At 50.1% G+C, this 18697-nt stretch carries 13 protein-coding genes and 1 tRNA gene; 9 read left to right on the forward strand and 5 right to left on the reverse strand.

Annotated elements, in window-relative coordinates; genetic code table 11:
- The first annotated feature begins 592 nt into the window (after positions 1-592).
- Positions 593-928 (forward strand): universal stress protein UspB, encoded by a 336-nt coding sequence (uspB, locus tag A0G03_RS13160; RefSeq protein WP_048258126.1) that lies wholly within the window; start codon positions 593-595, stop codon positions 926-928.
- A 78-nt stretch (positions 929-1006) separates the two neighbouring features.
- Here uspB and pitA read toward each other — a convergent pair whose 3' ends face one another.
- Positions 1007-2512 (reverse strand): inorganic phosphate transporter PitA, encoded by a 1506-nt coding sequence (pitA, locus tag A0G03_RS13165; protein ID WP_048258124.1) that lies wholly within the window; start codon positions 2510-2512, stop codon positions 1007-1009.
- 278 nt (positions 2513-2790) lie between these two features.
- Here pitA and A0G03_RS13170 point away from each other — a divergent pair, with 278 nt between their 5' ends.
- Together A0G03_RS13170 and A0G03_RS13175 are read left to right on the forward strand one after the other, a co-directional pair.
- Positions 2791-3990 (forward strand): BaiN/RdsA family NAD(P)/FAD-dependent oxidoreductase, encoded by a 1200-nt coding sequence (locus tag A0G03_RS13170; protein ID WP_048258122.1) that lies wholly within the window; start codon positions 2791-2793, stop codon positions 3988-3990.
- Between the two features lie 92 nt (positions 3991-4082).
- On the forward strand, positions 4083-5687 hold the full coding sequence (locus A0G03_RS13175) for an EAL domain-containing protein (protein ID WP_048258120.1): 1605 nt from the start codon (positions 4083-4085) through the stop codon (positions 5685-5687).
- Positions 5688-5730: 43 nt separating this feature from the next.
- Here A0G03_RS13175 and A0G03_RS13180 read toward each other — a convergent pair whose 3' ends face one another.
- From A0G03_RS13180 to ligB, 4 genes are all read right to left on the reverse strand, one after another.
- Complete coding sequence (locus A0G03_RS13180; protein WP_048258290.1) at positions 5731-6255, reverse strand: Ail/Lom family outer membrane beta-barrel protein; 525 nt, start codon at positions 6253-6255, stop codon at positions 5731-5733.
- Positions 6256-6671: 416 nt separating this feature from the next.
- Positions 6672-6748 (reverse strand) — tRNA-Pro (locus tag A0G03_RS13185).
- A gap of 324 nt (positions 6749-7072) precedes the next feature.
- Positions 7073-8755 (reverse strand): kdo(2)-lipid A phosphoethanolamine 7''-transferase, encoded by a 1683-nt coding sequence (gene eptB, locus A0G03_RS13190; RefSeq protein WP_048258119.1) that lies wholly within the window; start codon positions 8753-8755, stop codon positions 7073-7075.
- Between the two features lie 256 nt (positions 8756-9011).
- Complete coding sequence (ligB, locus tag A0G03_RS13195; RefSeq protein WP_048258118.1) at positions 9012-10703, reverse strand: NAD-dependent DNA ligase LigB; 1692 nt, start codon at positions 10701-10703, stop codon at positions 9012-9014.
- A 443-nt stretch (positions 10704-11146) separates the two neighbouring features.
- On the opposite strand from ligB, the gene gmk reads away from it, so the two are divergent.
- The 6 genes from gmk to A0G03_RS13225 all read left to right on the forward strand — a co-directional run bounded on the left by gmk (position 11147) and on the right by A0G03_RS13225 (position 18551).
- Positions 11147-11770 carry a guanylate kinase gene (gene gmk / locus A0G03_RS13200; protein ID WP_048258116.1) on the forward strand — a complete coding sequence of 208 codons (624 nt, stop codon included), beginning with the start codon at positions 11147-11149 and terminating at the stop codon, positions 11768-11770.
- Between the two features lie 53 nt (positions 11771-11823).
- Positions 11824-12099, forward strand: a complete 276-nt coding sequence (gene rpoZ, locus A0G03_RS13205) for a DNA-directed RNA polymerase subunit omega (RefSeq protein ID WP_011091685.1) — start codon at positions 11824-11826, stop codon at positions 12097-12099.
- Positions 12100-12117: 18 nt separating this feature from the next.
- A complete protein-coding gene (spoT, locus tag A0G03_RS13210; protein WP_048258114.1) occupies positions 12118-14217 on the forward strand; it encodes a bifunctional GTP diphosphokinase/guanosine-3',5'-bis pyrophosphate 3'-pyrophosphohydrolase in 2100 nt (699 codons plus the stop codon).
- 5 nt (positions 14218-14222) lie between these two features.
- Positions 14223-14915, forward strand: coding sequence for a tRNA (guanosine(18)-2'-O)-methyltransferase TrmH (trmH, locus tag A0G03_RS13215; protein ID WP_048258112.1), 693 nt, complete (start codon positions 14223-14225; stop codon positions 14913-14915).
- Positions 14915-16996: an ATP-dependent DNA helicase RecG gene (gene recG / locus A0G03_RS13220; protein ID WP_048258111.1), complete on the forward strand. Its 2082-nt coding sequence runs from the start codon at positions 14915-14917 to the stop codon at positions 16994-16996. Before trmH ends, recG begins: the two co-directional genes overlap by 1 nt.
- A gap of 166 nt (positions 16997-17162) precedes the next feature.
- On the forward strand, positions 17163-18551 hold the full coding sequence (locus A0G03_RS13225; protein WP_048258109.1) for a nucleobase:cation symporter-2 family protein: 1389 nt from the start codon (positions 17163-17165) through the stop codon (positions 18549-18551).
- Positions 18552-18697: the final 146 nt, after the last annotated feature.

The raw sequence follows: 18697 nt of genomic DNA on the forward strand, positions 1-18697 counted from the left end.
ACTTAACAGAGAGTTATATACCCCAAATAATTCGAGTGGCGTGAAGACGGCAACTGCGCGAATCCCCAGGAGCTTACTCAGGTAAGTGACTGGGGTGAGTAAGGGCAGCCAACGCACAAGCAGCTTGAAGTATGACGGGTATAAGATAGCACTCGTCCGCGCTATTGGACTGTTCAGTCGATCACAACCCGTTTTCAAACCTGTCAATTCTATTAATAAGTGTAGTAGAAACCGCTCCTTTTCACAGTTAAATCGCGCAGCTTCTCCTTTCGGAAAGGGTATTACCTCGCCGAAAATCGTCCTTCATCCTGATTGCACCTGCCTCTCTGGCACAAACGAACATTCTTCTTCTACACTACAAGTAGGGGGTAGTGAGCCTGTCTGCTGCACCTTGGGATGGAAAACAAGAATGGGATTAGCCGTGATGCTGTTGGCTATCCCAAATGACAATAAAATCGTGCGCAAGCGCGTGGCATAACTATTCGTCGCAGAAAAACGTCGCGGACAATCGTAACGCTTGTCATCGGTCATAGGTGGACCACAGGAATACATGGCCATCAAATCTGACGAATAGAACGACCGGGAGGGAAGCATGATTAGTACATTTGCGCTTTTCTGGGCTTTATGTATCGTCTGCATCATCAATATGGCGAGGTATTATTCTTCATTACGCGTGTTACTGCTGATTTTGCGTGACTGTGACCCGCTGCTTTACCAATACGTTGATGGAGGAGGTTTTTTTACATCGCACGGTCAGCCAAGCAAGCAAATCAGGCTGGTAGGCTATATCTACACGCAGCGCTATCTTGACCATCACGACCCTGAATTTATTCGCCGCTGTGAGCGGGTGCGGGGACAATTTCTGCTCACGACCGCCTTGTGTGGCCTCATTGTCATCAGCCTGATTGCCATGACGATATGGTATTAACAGTATGAACATCGATAAAAAGTAAAAAGGCGATTCCCCACAGAATCGCCTTTTTTTATGATTAACCTGTTACCAAAATCAAATCAGCTTCAACGCCAGCCAGTACAGCGTACCGGACATCAGCATTGAGACTGGCAGCGTCAATACCCAAGCCAGCAGAATGCTTTTTATCGTTTTACCCTGTACGCCTCCACCGTCCGCAATCATCGTCCCGGCAACCGCCGAGGATAATACGTGCGTGGTGGAAACCGGCATACCGGTATAGCTGGCAACGCCAATCGATAGAGCCGCCGTCACCTGCGCCGAAACGCCTTGTGCGTAGGTCATGCCTTTCTTACCAATCTTCTCACCGATGGTCACAGCAACACGTTTCCAGCCCACCATGGTGCCCAGAGACAGCGCCAATGCAACCGCGACGATGATCCAGAGAGGCGCGTATTCAACCGTCTGCAGCATGTCTTTACGCAGGTTGTTCAGGTAGCGTTTATCTTCACCCGACGTTTCTGGCAGCTTAACCACGCGATCCATCGTATCCGCGATGCACATCAACAAGCGACGTACTCTGCTACGATCCTCAGGGTTTAACTGGTCGTAACTTTTCAGGTTATTCAGCAGGCCCTGTGTACGTTCAATCGCGATCATCACGCGTGAACTGTCACAGTGGAACTCTTTCTGACCGCTGCCGGGAATCGTGCTTTCTGGCGCAGGAATCACTGGTGGAGACAAGTCGATAACGTGCGTCAGCGCGTCACCATGCTGCTTGTAGTATTCCTGTAAATTGACAACCGCATCGCGGGTACGGCTGATGTCATAGCCAGATGCGTTCATGTTGACAATAAACCCAGCTGGCGCGACGCCAATCAGCACCAGCATAATCAAGCCGATACCTTTCTGACCGTCGTTTGCACCGTGAGAGAAGCTCACACCAATCGCCGATAAAATCAGCGCGGTACGCGTCCAGAACGGCGGCTTACGTTTGCCATCCTGCTTCTCGCGATCGACAGGTGTCAGATGCACGCGTTTGCGTTTTTTACTGTCGTTCCAGAACCGACGCAGTACTAGCACCAGCAGGCCTGCGACCACCATCCCCACAATCGGCGATAGCAACAGCGACAGGAAAATGCTGATCATTTTCGGCACGTTCAACGCATCCACGACGGAGGTATCCGTCAACAGCGCGTTGGTCAAACCAATACCGATAATGGAGCCGATCAGGGTGTGAGAACTGGAGGCAGGAATACCAAAATACCAGGTACCCAAGTTCCAGATAATGGCGGCCAGCAGCATGGAAAAGACCATCGCCAGACCGTGTGCCGAACTCACGTTCAGTAATAAATCCGTGGGGAGAAGGTGAACAATCGCATAGGCCACGCTCAGGCCGCCCAGCAGTACACCGAAGAAATTAAAGACACCCGCCATAACAACAGCAAACTCTGCGCGCATCGCTCGGGTATAAATAACAGTGGCAACGGCATTCGCAGTATCGTGAAAACCGTTAATGGCTTCGTACATCAGTACAAACAACAAAGCCAATATCAACATCAGGCCGGTGTAGTAATCCAGTCCGGCAAATAAATGTAGCATAAACGTTAGGCCATTTAGTGGTCATGAACGCGGCGCATTATCAGTGACAAGCGGGGGTCGGGAAAAGCGAAATATGACATTTTTTTGACTTAAAATGTGACGACGATCGGTAGAGAAACCACTTAATCAATAAAAATCAAATAATTATATATTTTTACTAAATTATGCAAATTGTTACGCTGGTATCGAACACAAACCATCACTACAATTTGCCGCCCCATGGTTTATCAGCCTGCGGCAATCCAAGAAGATAAAATCACTCATCGGAGAAATGCATTGTGGAACAGTTTGACGTTGTCATCATCGGTGCCGGTGCAGCAGGCATGTTTTGTGCCGCACAGGCAGGACAACGCGGGCTGCGTGTTCTACTGCTCGATAACGGCAAGAAGGCTGGCCGGAAAATATTGATGTCCGGCGGTGGTCGCTGCAATTTTACCAATATGTATGCGGAACCGGCGGCGTATCTGTCCCAGAATCCTCACTTTTGTAAATCGGCACTGGCGCGTTATACCCAATGGGATTTCATTAGTCTGGTCAACAGCCACCGCATCGCTTACCACGAGAAAACGCTCGGCCAGCTATTCTGCGATGATTCCGCACAGCAAATCGTGGACATGTTGGTAACTGAGTGCGAGCAGGCTAACGTCACTCTCCGTCTGCGCAGCGAAGTTACCTCGGTGGAGAAATCTGACGATCGGTTCACCATCCATCTGAGCAACGGGACATCATTCCAAAGCGCATCGCTGGTCGTTGCCTGCGGCGGCCTGTCAATGCCTGGCTTGGGCGCGACGCCGTTCGGTTATCAGCTCGCCGCACAATTTGATATCAACGTACTCCCAACCCGCGCTGCGCTAGTGCCCTTTACGCTGCACAAGCCTTTGCTCGAACAGTTGCAAACGCTCTCCGGCGTCTCTGTGCCTACCATCGTCACCGCAGAAAACGGCGTGATATTCCGTGAAAATATCCTGTTCACGCATCGCGGGCTCTCTGGCCCCGCTATTTTGCAGATTTCCAGCTACTGGCAGGCCGGTGAATTCGTCACCATCAACTTACTGCCCGACTGCGATCTCACCCAGCTTATCAATGACGAACGCACAGTTCATCCGAATCAAAGCCTGAAAAACACGCTGGCACAGTGGCTACCTAAACGACTGGTCGAATGCCTACAGGCGTTAGGACAATTGCCGGACGTCACGTTGAAACAGCTCAACAGCGCACAGCAAACAGAGATTGAACAGAGCCTGCAACAGTGGCGCGTTCAGCCAAACGGCACAGAAGGTTACCGCACGGCTGAAGTGACCATCGGCGGCATCGATACCCGAGCCATCTCCTCCAAAACCATGGAAGCTAACGCGGTGCCGGGGCTGTATTTCATCGGTGAAGTAGTTGATGTAACTGGCTGGCTCGGCGGCTATAATTTCCAATGGGCCTGGAGTTCGGCATGGGCCTGCGCGCAGGCTCTGCCTTTCAGCAAATAGGCACTATAATAACCACTATTCAGCGCTCTCCTTGAATTCACGGAGAAAAGGACGTCTCTACATAGGCCTCTGCTGCCAGAAAGGAGATGTGAATGAGTCCCAGACGTAGTGAGCATAAGATCAATATGTTGCAGTTACTGGTCGCAGGTATGCTGCCATTGCTGCTCGGATTGTTGTTCACTTTTGTAGAGTCCAGATTAATGGTAAAGCGCGATTTGGAATCCACCGCGCAAATTGCCATGAATCATGCTGAGAATATTTCGACACAAGCATGGAAGATGGTGGATCGCCTCCAGCACTTTCATGGTCAGCCCTGCAACGTCATTGCCGATGAACTGCAACGTCTTGGCTCGATTTTTTCTTACTTTCGTGCGATTGGCGTGACTCATAATACCGACGTCTATTGCTCTTCAACTTTTGGTAGCACACTGACGCCAATAAGCCGCATCATTCAACAACCATTGCCGGATACCTATTCTGAACGCTGGAGCCTGTCGATCGCAGGTTCAGACAACGTAAAAGGACGCCCAGCGCTGATTTTCGTCCAGATGCCCCTCACGGGTTACGGCGCTTACGCTATGGTCGATGCGCAATACCTCATTGATCTTATGATTGCGATTAGCCAAATCCGGGGCTATGAACTCATTCTGCAAATGGATAATGGTCACCCAATTCAAACTGGCCCGACAATTGCGCCTCGCGCCGGCTTATTTTCTACCTCTGCGCTTGAAATCAAATCGGACCGCTTTCCCATTACTATCCATATTATCGCCCCCGCCTCTCAGGAAATAACGAACTGGAAGCAGGCATTTTTCACGTTTCTGCCACTGGCAATGATTCTCTCTCTGCTTTTCACTACGGCGATGTGGTACTGGCAAAAACGTAAATTATTATTCCGCGATGAAATCCGTAAAGGCATTGCTAACGGCGAATTTTCCGTATATTACCAGCCAATCTATGATGCGGATTCGCACTCCTGCACTGGCGTTGAAACATTACTCCGTTGGCGGCGCAGTAATGGCCAGTGGATTAGACCCGATGTATTTATCTCTGCCGCCGAAGCAGAAAGTATGATCATCCCCATCACTCGGCATTTATTTGATCTGGTCGCATCCGATATCGCCAGCTGGCAGGTGAAACCCGGATTTCATCTGGGGCTCAACGTTGCAGCCGAGCATTTGCATCATCCAAGTTTCGTACCAGACGTACATCGCTTTGCGGAGAAGGTCGCCTCACATTCATTAAGCATTACGCTGGAACTCACAGAACGTAACCTCATCAGCAACGGTCCTGAAATCATACAGCGCCTGCATCAGTTGCGTGAAGATGGCTTTATGATTGCCATCGATGACTTTGGCACTGGCCACTGTTCACTCTCTTATCTGCAAAATTTTCCGCTGGATTGCCTGAAAATAGATCAGGGATTCGTCAGTGCGATTTCATCTCCGGACGAAGAAGCTCCTATTCTTGATGCCATTATTAATTTAAGCCATCGCATCAAGCTTCAATCCATCGCGGAAGGCGTGGAAACCGAACAGCAACTCATGTATTTACAGCGGCGCGGTGTCAAATATATACAGGGATTCCTTTATGCTAAGCCGATGGACAATGAATCGTTGCATGTCTGGCTTCACTATAATGGTAATAAATCGATTGAGAGTTTTATCAATAAAAACGTGGAAGGGGAAAATAAGTAATAACCGGCGGAAGCCTGTCCACCGGTTTTCTATGTCAGGAAAATCAGAAACGATAACCGACGCCAATATTAAAGCTATCTACACGCGTTTCATAAATTTTTGTGCCTTCGTAGCCAATATCAATTGCCCAGTTGGCTACTGGCGTAATTTGGATACCAGCGCCGTAAGCAAAGCTGGATTTGCTTTCACTACCAGATTCACGGAAAGCATCTCCTTCTTCCCAACTGGATTTACCGTGGCCAATACCCGCCAAACCATAAACACTGACATATTCGTTAAAGCGGTAAGATGGGCCAGCCATGAGTGAATAATATTTCAGTTTATAAACATCATTGCTTGAATTCTGATAATACTCTGTTTGTTCCGCGCTCACATAAGTGAAAGAGCCAATAATGCCAAGAGCGGAATCACCCTGATAATGGTATTTGGCCGTAATCCCTTTTGGATCTTTAAAATCATCGACTTTCGCCTGGGCATAACCCAAGGACACCGTTTGTGTCGCCTGAGCAACAGACATTCCCATAGCACAAGCAATCAGAGTGGAAAGCAGCAGTGTTGTTTTTTTCATGATCGAAACATCTTCCATGTTTGAATAAAAAAGACGGTTTCAACAAAGCGAATATATAACTATCGCGAATGTTGGCCGCACACAAACTTACATTTAAATACGGCGAGGTAAAGTCAGGCTTATTTTTAAACAACGAGAAGCATTATTATTTTAATCATTAAAAAACAAAAGGATAAGAATCATTCAGGGTAATTAACGCGCACTTTTTTACTCTGTTTTTGGGAACATTCCGAACTAAACGCTGGGAAAATATGGCAATACTCAACGCCAAAGAATACTGATAAAAAACCCTGTTCTTTGAAGGAGTATTTTTATAAATGACTAGTTTTAGACATGAGTACTTTAGAAACGAACGGTATGAATAGACGATGTTGAAGCAGGATGAAAAATGAAAATGAGTTACTGGGGAAGAATGTTGGTCGGCGAGAGAGGATTCGAACCTCCGACCCACTGGTCCCAAACCAGTTGCGCTACCAAGCTGCGCTACTCGCCGAATGCGGGCGCATATTACTGCTACCTTATTAGAGCGTCAATACCTTTTTCGCAAAAGGATTCTGGCTGCTGTTAAAGTATCCATTCCTTGTATTTACAGCCTGAAACCCGACGTCCTTGTCTGTGGTTCATGTCAATTATACCCGTCATACTTCAAGCTGCATGTGCGTTGGCGACGTTCAGTCACCCGAATCACTTACCTGAGTAAGCTCATCGGGACTCCTTCGCTTGCCGCGTTACGAGGCTCATAAATGAACCTCGCCCTAGCGGGCCAACGCTTTGCGTTGTTCAAAACGATAACGTTTTGTCCTGAAACTCGAATTATTTAGGGTATAGCGGGTTTCTGACACCAGTTATTTTTAGGGTTAATACCGCCATCAGGCGACGTGTATCCCAGACATCCAAGAACCGTGTCAAACAGCTCTTCATGGCGATGTGTTTTGCCAACGCGCTGTTGCGCCTTCAACTGCTCAAACGCATGCAGATTATCGGTGTCAGCCAGAAATTTATCTGATGTCCATACCATCATCGGTGAACGGAACTGTTCAGGCGGCGCCATCTGACGCGGCGTACCATGCAAATGGTAGTTATCATCGATGGACTCACCATGATCGGAAGCATAAAACACAATCGCTTTCTTATCCCGAACCTGATCGATCACGCTATCAATAAAGCTATCGGTATAGAGCACGCTATTATCAAAAGCATTAATCAGCTGATCACGCGTACAGGATGCATCAACGCCCATACACTCTGGCTGATAGCGCGCATAGCTGCGTGGATACCGCATGGAATACAGGTAGTGGGAACCCTTGGTATGCAGCACAATCAGATGCTTACCTTTAGGGTAGCGTGCCAGCGATTCCTTGACCTCATCAACCAGCAACATATCCTGCACTGATTTACCGTCATTGTGCTTCTCTGATGCAATCATTTCGCGGAAAGAATAGTTGTTCGCTTCAATGCTATTGTAAAACCACACCTCACTTTGCATAGCAAACAGCTCGGAGGTAAAGCCCAACTCTTTCATTACGGCAAAGACATTCTGTTCTTTCAGCGTTCGTTGCGGGTTGTCTTCCGTACCGCCTTCTCGCACAAACATACAACGCATGGAAAGCTTAGTTGAGGTATCACACGATTGGCCACGGAATGCGACCAGATTCTTTTCTTTTGATAGCTTCGGCGTCGTATCTCTTTCGTAGCCTAATAGCCCCATGTGATCCCAGCGGGTTGTTTCACCAATAATGAAAACCACGTAGGTATCGTCAATGCCTTCCGGCGGGACGTAGGTAAAGTGCTGAGCCGGATCGAAAAGATTGGAGGAGTCCTGGCTCTCGTCATACTTGGTGTACGCAAACAATCCTAACGCGGATAACCAGTTAGAAGGCAGATACGAGTGAGCCACTACGCCACCATAGCTGGGCAGATCCACATTGGATTCTCGCTCGGATATCGACTGAATGTTGTCCATATAGCGAAGCGGCATCCAAACCAGCGCAACGACGGCCACAAGAATCAAAAGAGGAATCAAACGCTTTCCTGGTAATTTAAGCTGCTCGATCAGCGTATGACGCAGTGAGTTTTTCCAGATCAAAAACAGCGGCAGCGCACTTACCACCAGCATCCACAGGAAGAAACGAAAACCAATAACTTCTTTAGAAAGATCAATATCCGTGGTCATGACCGCTGCAATAATCCCATAGCCGATCACGACATTAAAAAACGTCATGTAATAGCTTGCAGCGACGGAAATCAGCACTAAGAAAGAAGCAATAACTCGATAAAAACGACGTCCCCCAAGTGAAATGATTCTCATCAGGAAAAAGGTGAATAAGATACTCGCTGTCAATTCGACAAGAGCGGGAATGAATGTTGGAACCTGGCTACCAGCAGAGAGTGAAAAATAATCAAACCGACGGTAATACACTGAGATATTGAGAAAAAGGCCAATATAAACTGCCAGGACAAACGATAACTTGGGTTGCGAAAAAGATGCTACAAACTTCATTATGACAAGTGCTCCAACAAAACCTTTCTTATTATCTGAAGCTATACGACAACATCCCTATGCCTGAGTTCAACGGAAATAATCAGACTCTCAGGCATTTTTATATCGCAAACAGCAAATAGGCTCACATCGTTTAATTAGTAAATATTACTTATGATTAAGTAGGGAAAACAGGAAAAAATTGTCCTTTTATGTGAATAGAACCACTAAAAAATAAAAAGTGCGATTCCAACATTTACTGAAAAATCACCGTTGCTTATCTATGTATTCCCCCACGATCCAACCGGGCAATTAATTCCACCACGATGGGATGATTCAGGAACGCCATAATCTCTTCTGCACGTCGTTCCCCAATACCCGAGAACTGCCGCCACTGTTGCGCCGTCCGTTGCTGTAATGCCAGCCAATCCACATTATCCAATGCATTAATTGCCGAACGAGGAACGGGAATGCCCAGTGCAAGCAGCCAATGGGATAGCGACTTCTGTCGTGCCGACTGGAAACTCGTGTAAATATCTCGCGCCCGCTTATCACCCATACCATTGATGGCATTAAGCTGTGGCTCGGTCAGAGATAACCACGACAGCACATCCCCCAGTAAATCATGTTGCATCAAGCGTAGCCACATCCCGTCACGCATTCCTGCCAGATTTAAACCGTGTTCTCCACTCAACCAGACTAAGCGCGCCAGAAATTGCTGTTGGCAAATTACACTATAATGAAAACAGCTAAAAGCATGGAAATTATGTTCATCAGGCGAAACGATGATGGGCCGTTCAGTCCCACGCCATACCACATTATCCAAACGTGGAATCCCCTGCCCAACCAGGCTGACACTTACCCGATCTCCGGGCAGCACATCCCATTGCTTCCAACGAGACAGCGAACCCACATTCACTCGACTGACCGATTTATCATCCAATTTCAAAGGACTAAGCTTCAACACCACGGCGATCTTACCTGTACGTCCGACAGAAAATGCAACATCGGTGACTTCCGCAACCTGATGAACAGGCGGATATTTCCATGCGATCGCCCAGTCGGCCGAGGTGTTACGCCAATAGCGCCCCTGCGGTTCTTTAGTCTGGCGGATAACCACACCATCCGTCACAAAAGGTAGTGGGCTGTGATACCACTGATGACGCCATTTCTCCGCGTCGGCGAATGACGCAATGGCATGGGTATAGTCTGCTGTCATGGCAAACCCCATTTCCTTCAATTTTTTCAGCCGTTCGGGCATCGCTTGTGGGCCATCCGGCCATTCCCAAACAAACAGGCCAATCTGCGACAACACAGGGGATGGCTGATGACGACGCATTTCTCCTGCCACCGTCGAGCGTGCATTAACGCCGCCCTGAGTGTGCTGTCGATGATCGGTCATCTTCAGGAAAAGCTCACCTTGTAATACCAATGAGGAAGGTGCGCCGTCTAATAAATGAGAAATTTCTGGAATCAGGCGAACCTTTTCGGTCCAATCCTCACCTTGCAGGCCGTTGCCTCGGCTAACCGCAGACACAAGCTTGCCGTGCTGATAGACCAGTGTGACGGCCACACCATCAACTTTTGGCTGAATCCATAAATCCTCACGCTGTGCGATCCATTGCACCAACCGCCCGCGGTCTGACAATTTTTTCAATCCTGTATGGGCAACAGGATGAGGCTGCTTACCATTGTCGGGTAACCGGGCGGGAATCACGTTTTGAGGCTGAAAGCAGCCCATCCACTGGTTTAACTGTTCCCGCAGTTGATCATAAACGTCATCCTCTATCGGGCTTTTCCCTTCGGTGTAATACACGTCATCCCACTGTTCTAACTGCTGACGCAATGCATCAATTTCCTTGATCGAACGTGTGTTATCCCAGTCGGGACACGCTCTGGACGCAGCAGGGAGACTGCTGATACCACCAGCAACGATGATAATTAAAAAGACGCTGTTCCTGAGCCACATAGAACCTCCAGCCATCCATTAGCGAATGGCCGCAGTACATAACAACGGAGGGGAAAATACGAGGCGAGAAAAAGAGAAATGCCAAGCGCGCCGCAAGATGATTTATCGTTTGCAACCCCGACAAGAAAGACAGGAATATGCTTCGCATTCTAAAAAAGAAACACTGGAAAAAGATTTGCCCGATGGCATAACGGAAAAACAATCTGCGGAGAATTTATCGTAGCGCGACTGATGGCACATTGGCGTGTATAATGCGGAGAAATGCGCATGTCCCTGCGGCATATACCCTAAATAATTCGAGTTGCAGGAAGGCGGCAATACAGTGAGTCCCCAAGAGCTTACTCAAGTAAGTGACTGGGGTGAGCGAGGAAGCCAACGCACATGTAGCTTGAAGTATAACGGGTATATCAATATCCACCATCGTAACGTAAATAAACTTCATTATGGCTCAAGGCACGTTATATATCGTTTCTGCTCCCAGTGGAGCCGGGAAATCCAGCCTGATTCAGGCATTATTAAAAACGCAGCCGCTTTACGACACTCAGGTATCGATTTCGCATACAACACGAGCGAAACGACCGGGAGAAAACCACGGCGAACACTATTTCTTCGTCGAAGTCGATGAATTCAAACGTATGATTCAGGATAGTGAGTTCCTGGAGCACGCTGAAGTCTTCGGTAATTACTACGGTACATCCCGACCGGCAATTGAGCAGGTATTAGCGACAGGCGTTGATGTTTTTCTGGATATCGACTGGCAGGGTGCCCAGCAAATCCGCGCCAAAATGCCGCACGCGCGCAGTATTTTCATTCTGCCGCCGTCAAAAGAAGAACTGGCTCGCCGTCTACGTGGTCGTGGACAAGACAGCGATGAGGTCATTGCCCGCCGGATGTCGCAGGCCGTGGCTGAAATGACGCATTACGGCGAGTATGATTACCTGATTGTGAATGATGATTTCGATCTGGCGCTGCTCGATCTGAAAACCATTATTCGCGCCGAACGTCTGCGTTTGAGCAGACAAAAGGTTCGGCATGATGCATTAATCACCAAACTATTGGCAGACTGACGCCTCTTTCAGTATGATGCCCAGTCATTTTATTTCCTGTGGAGTAGCACATTATGGCACGCGTAACTGTTCAAGACGCTGTAGAGAAAATTGGTAACCGTTTTGACCTGGTGTTGGTCGCTGCTCGTCGCGCCCGTCAACTCCAGACTGGCGGCAAAGATCCGTTGGTTCCTGAAGAAAACGATAAGTACACCGTGATCGCACTGCGTGAGATCGAAGACGGTCTGATCAACAACCAGATTCTGGATGTTCGTGACCGTCAGGAACAGCAAGAGCAGGAAGCCGCAGAGATTCAAGCGGTCACCGCAATTGCTGAAGGCCGCCGTTAATCACACCACGAGTCGCCCTTGTACATTTTTGAAAGCCTTAATCTGCTGATTCAACGTTATCTTCCCGAAGATCAGATCAAACGTTTACAGCAGGCTTACTTGGTTGCACGTGATGCTCACGAGGGGCAGACTCGCTCCAGCGGTGAACCCTATATCACACACCCTGTTGCCGTCGCCTGTATTCTGGCGGAGATGCGTCTCGATTACGAAACGCTGATGGCAGCACTGCTGCATGATGTTATAGAGGACACCCCCGCCACCTATCAGGACATGGAACAGCTTTTTGGTAAAAGCGTTGCTGAACTGGTAGAGGGCGTTTCCAAGCTGGACAAACTAAAGTTCCGCGATAAGAAAGAAGCGCAGGCTGAAAACTTTCGCAAAATGATCATGGCGATGGTGCAAGATATTCGCGTCATCCTGATCAAACTTGCAGACCGTACCCATAACATGCGCACGCTGGGGTCATTACGCCCAGACAAACGTCGCCGCATTGCCCGCGAAACGCTGGAAATATATAGCCCGCTGGCACACCGACTGGGTATCCATCACCTCAAAACCGAGTTAGAAGAACTGGGCTTTGAGGCACTGTATCCGAATCGTTATCGCGTAATTAAAGAGGTCGTTAAGGCTGCGCGCGGTAACCGCAAGGAAATGATTCAGAAAATCCTGACGGAAATCGAAGGGCGTTTGACGGAAGCAGGGATTGCCTGCCGCGTCAGCGGTCGTGAAAAACACCTGTACTCTATCTACTGCAAAATGCACCTGAAAGAACAGCGTTTTCACTCCATCATGGATATCTACGCGTTTCGGGTCATCGTCAAAGAGTTGGACACCTGCTATCGCGTGCTCGGTCAGGTTCACAGCCTGTATAAGCCACGTCCAGGCCGAGTGAAAGATTATATCGCCATTCCCAAAGCTAACGGCTATCAATCACTGCATACGTCTCTGATTGGTCCACACGGCGTCCCAGTCGAAGTACAAATTCGCACCGATGACATGGATCAAATGGCGGAAATGGGTGTTGCTGCGCACTGGGCTTATAAAGAAGGCGAGAGCAGCACCACCGCACAGGTACGCGCACAGCGCTGGATGCAAAGCCTGCTGGAACTTCAGCAAAGCGCCGGTAGCTCGTTTGAATTTATCGAAAGCGTTAAGTCCGATCTCTTCCCTGACGAGATGTACGTCTTTACGCCGGAAGGCCGCATTGTGGAACTCCCTGCAGGCGCGACGCCCGTCGATTTCGCTTACGCAGTACACACCGATATCGGCCACGCCTGCGTCGGCGCGCGCGTTGACCGTCAGCCTTATCCGCTGTCACAATCGCTCACCAGCGGCCAAACCGTTGAAATCATTACCGCACCGGGTGCAAGACCAAATGCCGCGTGGCTTAACTTTGTGGTTAGCTCCAGAGCGCGTTCCAAAATTCGCCAGATGCTGAAAAACCTCAAGCGTGATGATTCCGTGAGCCTCGGACGTCGTTTACTGAACCACGCATTAGGCAACGGCCGCAAACTTTCCGATATCCCTGAAAAGTCGATTCAGCTTGAGCTTGAGCGCATGAAGCTCGCTACGCTGGACGATCTGATGGCCGAAGTTGGTATGGGTAATGCCATGAGCGTCGTTGTGGCAAAAAATCTGCTGAATGAGCAATCTGAACTGGGAACTACCGGGTTACGCAAGCTTCCGATCAAAGGCGCCGATGGCGTAATGCTCTCCTTTGCCAAATGCTGTCGCCCCATCCCAGGCGATCCGATCATTGCCCACGTCAGCCCCGGTAAAGGGCTGGTGATTCACCATGAATCCTGTCGCAACATTCGCGGCTATCAGAAAGAACCTGAAAAATTCATGGCAGTCGAATGGGATAAAGTGACGGAACAAGAGTTCATCGCTGAAATCAAAGTGGATATGTTCAACCATCAGGGCGCACTGGCGAATCTGACGGCAGCGATCAACGCCGCGAACTCTAATATTCAGAGCATCAATACGGAAGAGAGGGACGGCCGCGTATACAGCGCCTTTATCCGCCTCACCACCCTCGACCGCGTTCATCTGGCCAACATTATGCGTAAAATTCGCGTGATGCCGGATGTTATCAAAGTTAACCGTAACCGAAATTAATCGTCATGACCCCTCAACGTTATGCCCGCATAAAAGAAATGCTGAACTGTCGTCAGCCCGATCTGACGGTTTGCATGGAGCAGGTGCATAAACCCCATAACATTTCTGCCGTTATCCGCACTGCGGATGCCGTCGGCGTACATCAGGTTCATGCAATTTGGCCCACCAGCCGAATGAAAACACTGGTTTCCTCCGCCGCGGGCAGTAATAGTTGGGTAGAAGTTAAAACCCATCGCACCATACATGATGCGGTCGGCCACCTGAAGAATGAGGGGATGCAGGTTCTGGCGACCAATTTGTCTGAACACGCGGTCGATTTTCGGGAAATTGATTACACCCGCCCGACCTGTATTCTGCTCGGACAAGAAAAAACCGGTATAACTACTGAAGCGCTCAAACTGGCCGATCGGGATATCATCATACCGATGACCGGCATGGTGCAGTCGCTGAATGTCTCCGTGGCCTCGGCGTTGATCCTGTATGAAGCACAGCGCCAGCGCCAGAACGCTGGCATGTATCAGCGTGAAGACAGCCCACTGGATGAAGAAGAACAGCAGCGCCTGCTGTTTGAAGGGGGCTATCCGGTACTCGCGCGAGTTGCAAAACGTAAAGGGCTGCCTCGCCCGTATATTGACCATCAGGGTCAGATTGTAGCGGATACCCCGTGGTGGGCCGCGATGCAATCGTCGGAGTGCTGATGAAAGGCCGCCTGCTAAACACCCAACCGCTGAGTACACTTGCTGGCGTGGGTGCGAGTCAGGCAGCAAAACTCGCCCGACTCGGACTGGAAACCGTGCAGGATCTCCTGCTGCACTTGCCTTTACGCTACGAAGACCGCACACACCTTTATCCGATTGGCGACCTCCTTCCCGGTATGTATGCCACCGTGGAAGGTGAAATCCTACGCAATGACATCACCTTTGGCAGTCGCCGTATGTTGACCTGCCAAATCAGCGACGGCAGCGGTCTGCTGACCATGCGCTTCTTCAATTTCAGCGCAGCGATGAAAAACAGCCTTGCACCGGGACAACGTGTTACTGCTTATGGTGAAATCAAGCGCGGCAAAATCGGCGCGGAAATCATCCATCCTGAATACCGTGTTCAGGGAGATAGCACGCAGGTTGAGCTACAGGAATCGCTCACACCGGTTTACCCCTCCACAGAGGGCATTCGCCAAGCGACGCTCCGCAAGCTCACCGATCAGGCGCTGGATCTGCTCGCTGCAAACCACATAGATGAATTACTGCCTGAATCCCTGAGTCGATCGCTCATTAGCCTGCCAGATGCGCTGCGCACGTTACATCGCCCCCCACCGGATATGCAACTCAGCGAGCTCGAGCATGGGAAACACCCAGCACAGCAGCGGCTAATTATGGAAGAACTGCTGGCGCATAACCTAAGTATGCTCGCCGTTCGAGCGGGGGAACAGCGGCATAAAGCGTCGCCGCTACCGACTAAAGACAGTCTGAAACAGCAGTTGCTCGCCGCCCTACCGTTCACACCTACGCAGGCGCAAGATCGTGTCGTGGCTGAAATTGAAACGGATATGGCGAAAGATTTCCCGATGATGCGTCTGGTACAAGGCGATGTGGGGTCAGGGAAAACGCTGGTCGCCGCATTGGCCGCATTACGTGCCATTGCCAGCGGTAAACAGGTCGCGCTGATGGCACCAACAGAGCTATTGGCCGAGCAGCACGCCCATAATTTCCGTCAGTGGTTCGAACCATTAGGGCTTGAAGTCGGCTGGCTGGCTGGAAAACAAAAAGGAAAAGCACGTCAGGCACAGCAGGACGCCATCGCCAGCGGTCAGGTTTCCATGGTTGTCGGGACCCACGCTATCTTCCAGCAACAGGTGAAATTCAACGGGCTGGCATTGGTCATCATCGATGAACAGCATCGCTTTGGCGTTCATCAACGGCTGGCGCTCTGGGAGAAAGGTGAAGAACAGGGTTTTCATCCCCATCAACTGATTATGACCGCGACACCCATTCCCCGTACGTTAGCGATGACGGCCTACGCCGATCTTGATACCTCTGTTATTGATGAGCTACCGCCGGGTAGAACTCCCGTCACCACCGTCGCTATACCGGACTCACGCCGCAGCGACATCATCGAACGGGTGAATAGCGCCTGTCAGCAGGAAGGTCGGCAGGCTTATTGGGTCTGTACGCTGATTGAAGAATCTGACCTCTTGGAAGCGCAGGCCGCAGAAGCCACCAGCGAAGAGCTGAAGGCTGCTTTGCCAAATCTCAAGGTTGGATTGGTTCACGGTCGCATGAAAGCACAGGAAAAGCTGGCGGTAATGCAGGCCTTCAAACAGGGTGAACTGCAACTGCTTGTGGCGACAACCGTCATCGAGGTCGGTGTGGATGTACCGAATGCCAGCCTGATGATCATTGAAAACCCAGAGCGTCTGGGTCTGGCGCAGTTGCACCAATTGCGCGGGCGCGTCGGACGTGGTGCGGTGGCCTCTCACTGCGTGCTGCTCTACAAAACGCCAATGAGCAAGACGGCACAAAAACGGCTTCAGGTTCTACGCGATAGCAACGATGGCTTTGTCATCGCTCAACGCGATCTGGAGATTCGTGGGCCGGGTGAATTATTAGGTACACGGCAGACAGGCAATGCCGAGTTCAAAGTGGCCGATCTCCTGCGCGATCAGGAACTGATTCCACAGGTGCAGCGCGTTGCCCGCCATCTGCATGAGCACTATCCCGAGCATGCCATTGCGCTCATCGAACGCTGGCTACCAGAGCGCGCCCGCTACACCAACGCCTGATCGCGGCACAGTATTCTTCATTTCCCCTAAAAGTATCCCCTTAAATAATAAGGTATTGCTCATCAGATAAAATTCATATCGAAAAGATGCGTTAGCAAACGTTTGCTTTCGACAAAGAGATCATTAAAATGCGCTCTTTGTCGTTTCAGGAACGCCAACTTACATCATGACTACCACCACGGAAACGTCCCAAACAGAAGCCGCTGCCGCGCCTCAACGCAGTGAACTCATCTATCGTCTTGAAGACAGACCGCCACTGCCGCAGACGCTGTTTGCCGCTAGCCAGCATCTGCTTGCCATGTTTGTTGCGGTGATTACCCCCGCGCTGCTGATCTGTCAGGCACTAGGTTTACCTGCTCAGGATACGCAGCGCATCATCAGCATGTCGCTTTTCGCTTCCGGTCTGGCCTCTATTCTACAAATTAAAACCTGGGGCCCAGTCGGTTCAGGTCTGCTGTCTATTCAGGGCACCAGCTTTAACTTCGTGACGCCGCTGATTATGGGTGGACTGGCGCTGAAAAACGGTGGAGCAGACGTTCCCACGATGATGGCTGCACTGTTCGGGACGCTGATGGTTGCTTCCTTCACCGAAATCATTCTTTCACGCTTCCTGCATTTAACCCGCCGTATCATTACCCCGCTGGTTTCCGGCATTGTGGTCATGATTATTGGTCTGTCACTGATTCAGGTCGGGCTGACCTCCATCGGTGGCGGCTATGCCGCAATGGGTAATAACACCTTCGGCGCGCCCAAGAACTTGCTATTAGCGGGTGCCGTGTTGCTGGTGATTATTTTACTTAACCGCCAGCGTAACCCCTATCTGCGCGTCGCGTCGCTGGTGATTGCTATGGCGGTGGGTTATCTGGGTGCCTGGCTGATGGGAATGCTGCCGGAAAATGCGCCTGCGCCACACGATACGGTCATCATGGTACCCACGCCGCTGTATTACGGTTTAGGCTTTGACTGGAACCTGCTGATCCCACTGATGCTGGTCTTCATGGTGACATCGTTAGAAACCATCGGTGACATCACCGCGACCTCTGACGTTTCAGAGCAGCCAGTCAGAGGCCCGCTGTACATGAAACGCTTAAAAGGCGGCGTGCTGGCTAATGGCCTGAACTCGTGCCTGTCTGCCGTGTTCAATACCTTCCCTAACTCATGCTTCGGCCAGAATAACGGCGTTATCCAGCTTACTGGTGTTGCTAGCCGCTATGTCGGTTTCGTGGTTTCGCTGATGCTGATCGCACTGGGGCTGTTCCCTGCCGTCAGCGGATTTGTGCAGCATATACCAGAGCCTGTTCTCGGCGGTGCGACTATAGTGATGTTTGGTACGATCGCGGCATCCGGTGTGCGCATTGTGTCCCGTGAACCGCTGAACCGTCGTGCGATCATGATTATTGCGCTGTCGTTAGCCGTCGGCCTTGGCGTATCACAGCAGCCGTTGATTCTGCAATTCGCACCAGATTGGATTAAAACATTACTGTCTTCCGGTATTGCCGCTGGCGGGATTACGGCAATCGTGCTGAATATCGTCTTCCCACACGAAGAAAAATAGCGTCAACCCGCAATAATTTCTGTTCAGTTCATGTAAAAGCGAGCGGTGATGCAACACCGCTCGCTTTTTACTGTCTGTAACAGCATTACCTATTGAGCCTTCAGGGAAATTGCGGCATAAGAACAGTTCTCCCTGACGATTGGCAT

Origin of the sequence: Pectobacterium peruviense, from assembly GCF_002847345.1 — a bacterium.
GTDB classification, from domain to species: domain Bacteria; phylum Pseudomonadota; class Gammaproteobacteria; order Enterobacterales; family Enterobacteriaceae; genus Pectobacterium; species Pectobacterium peruviense.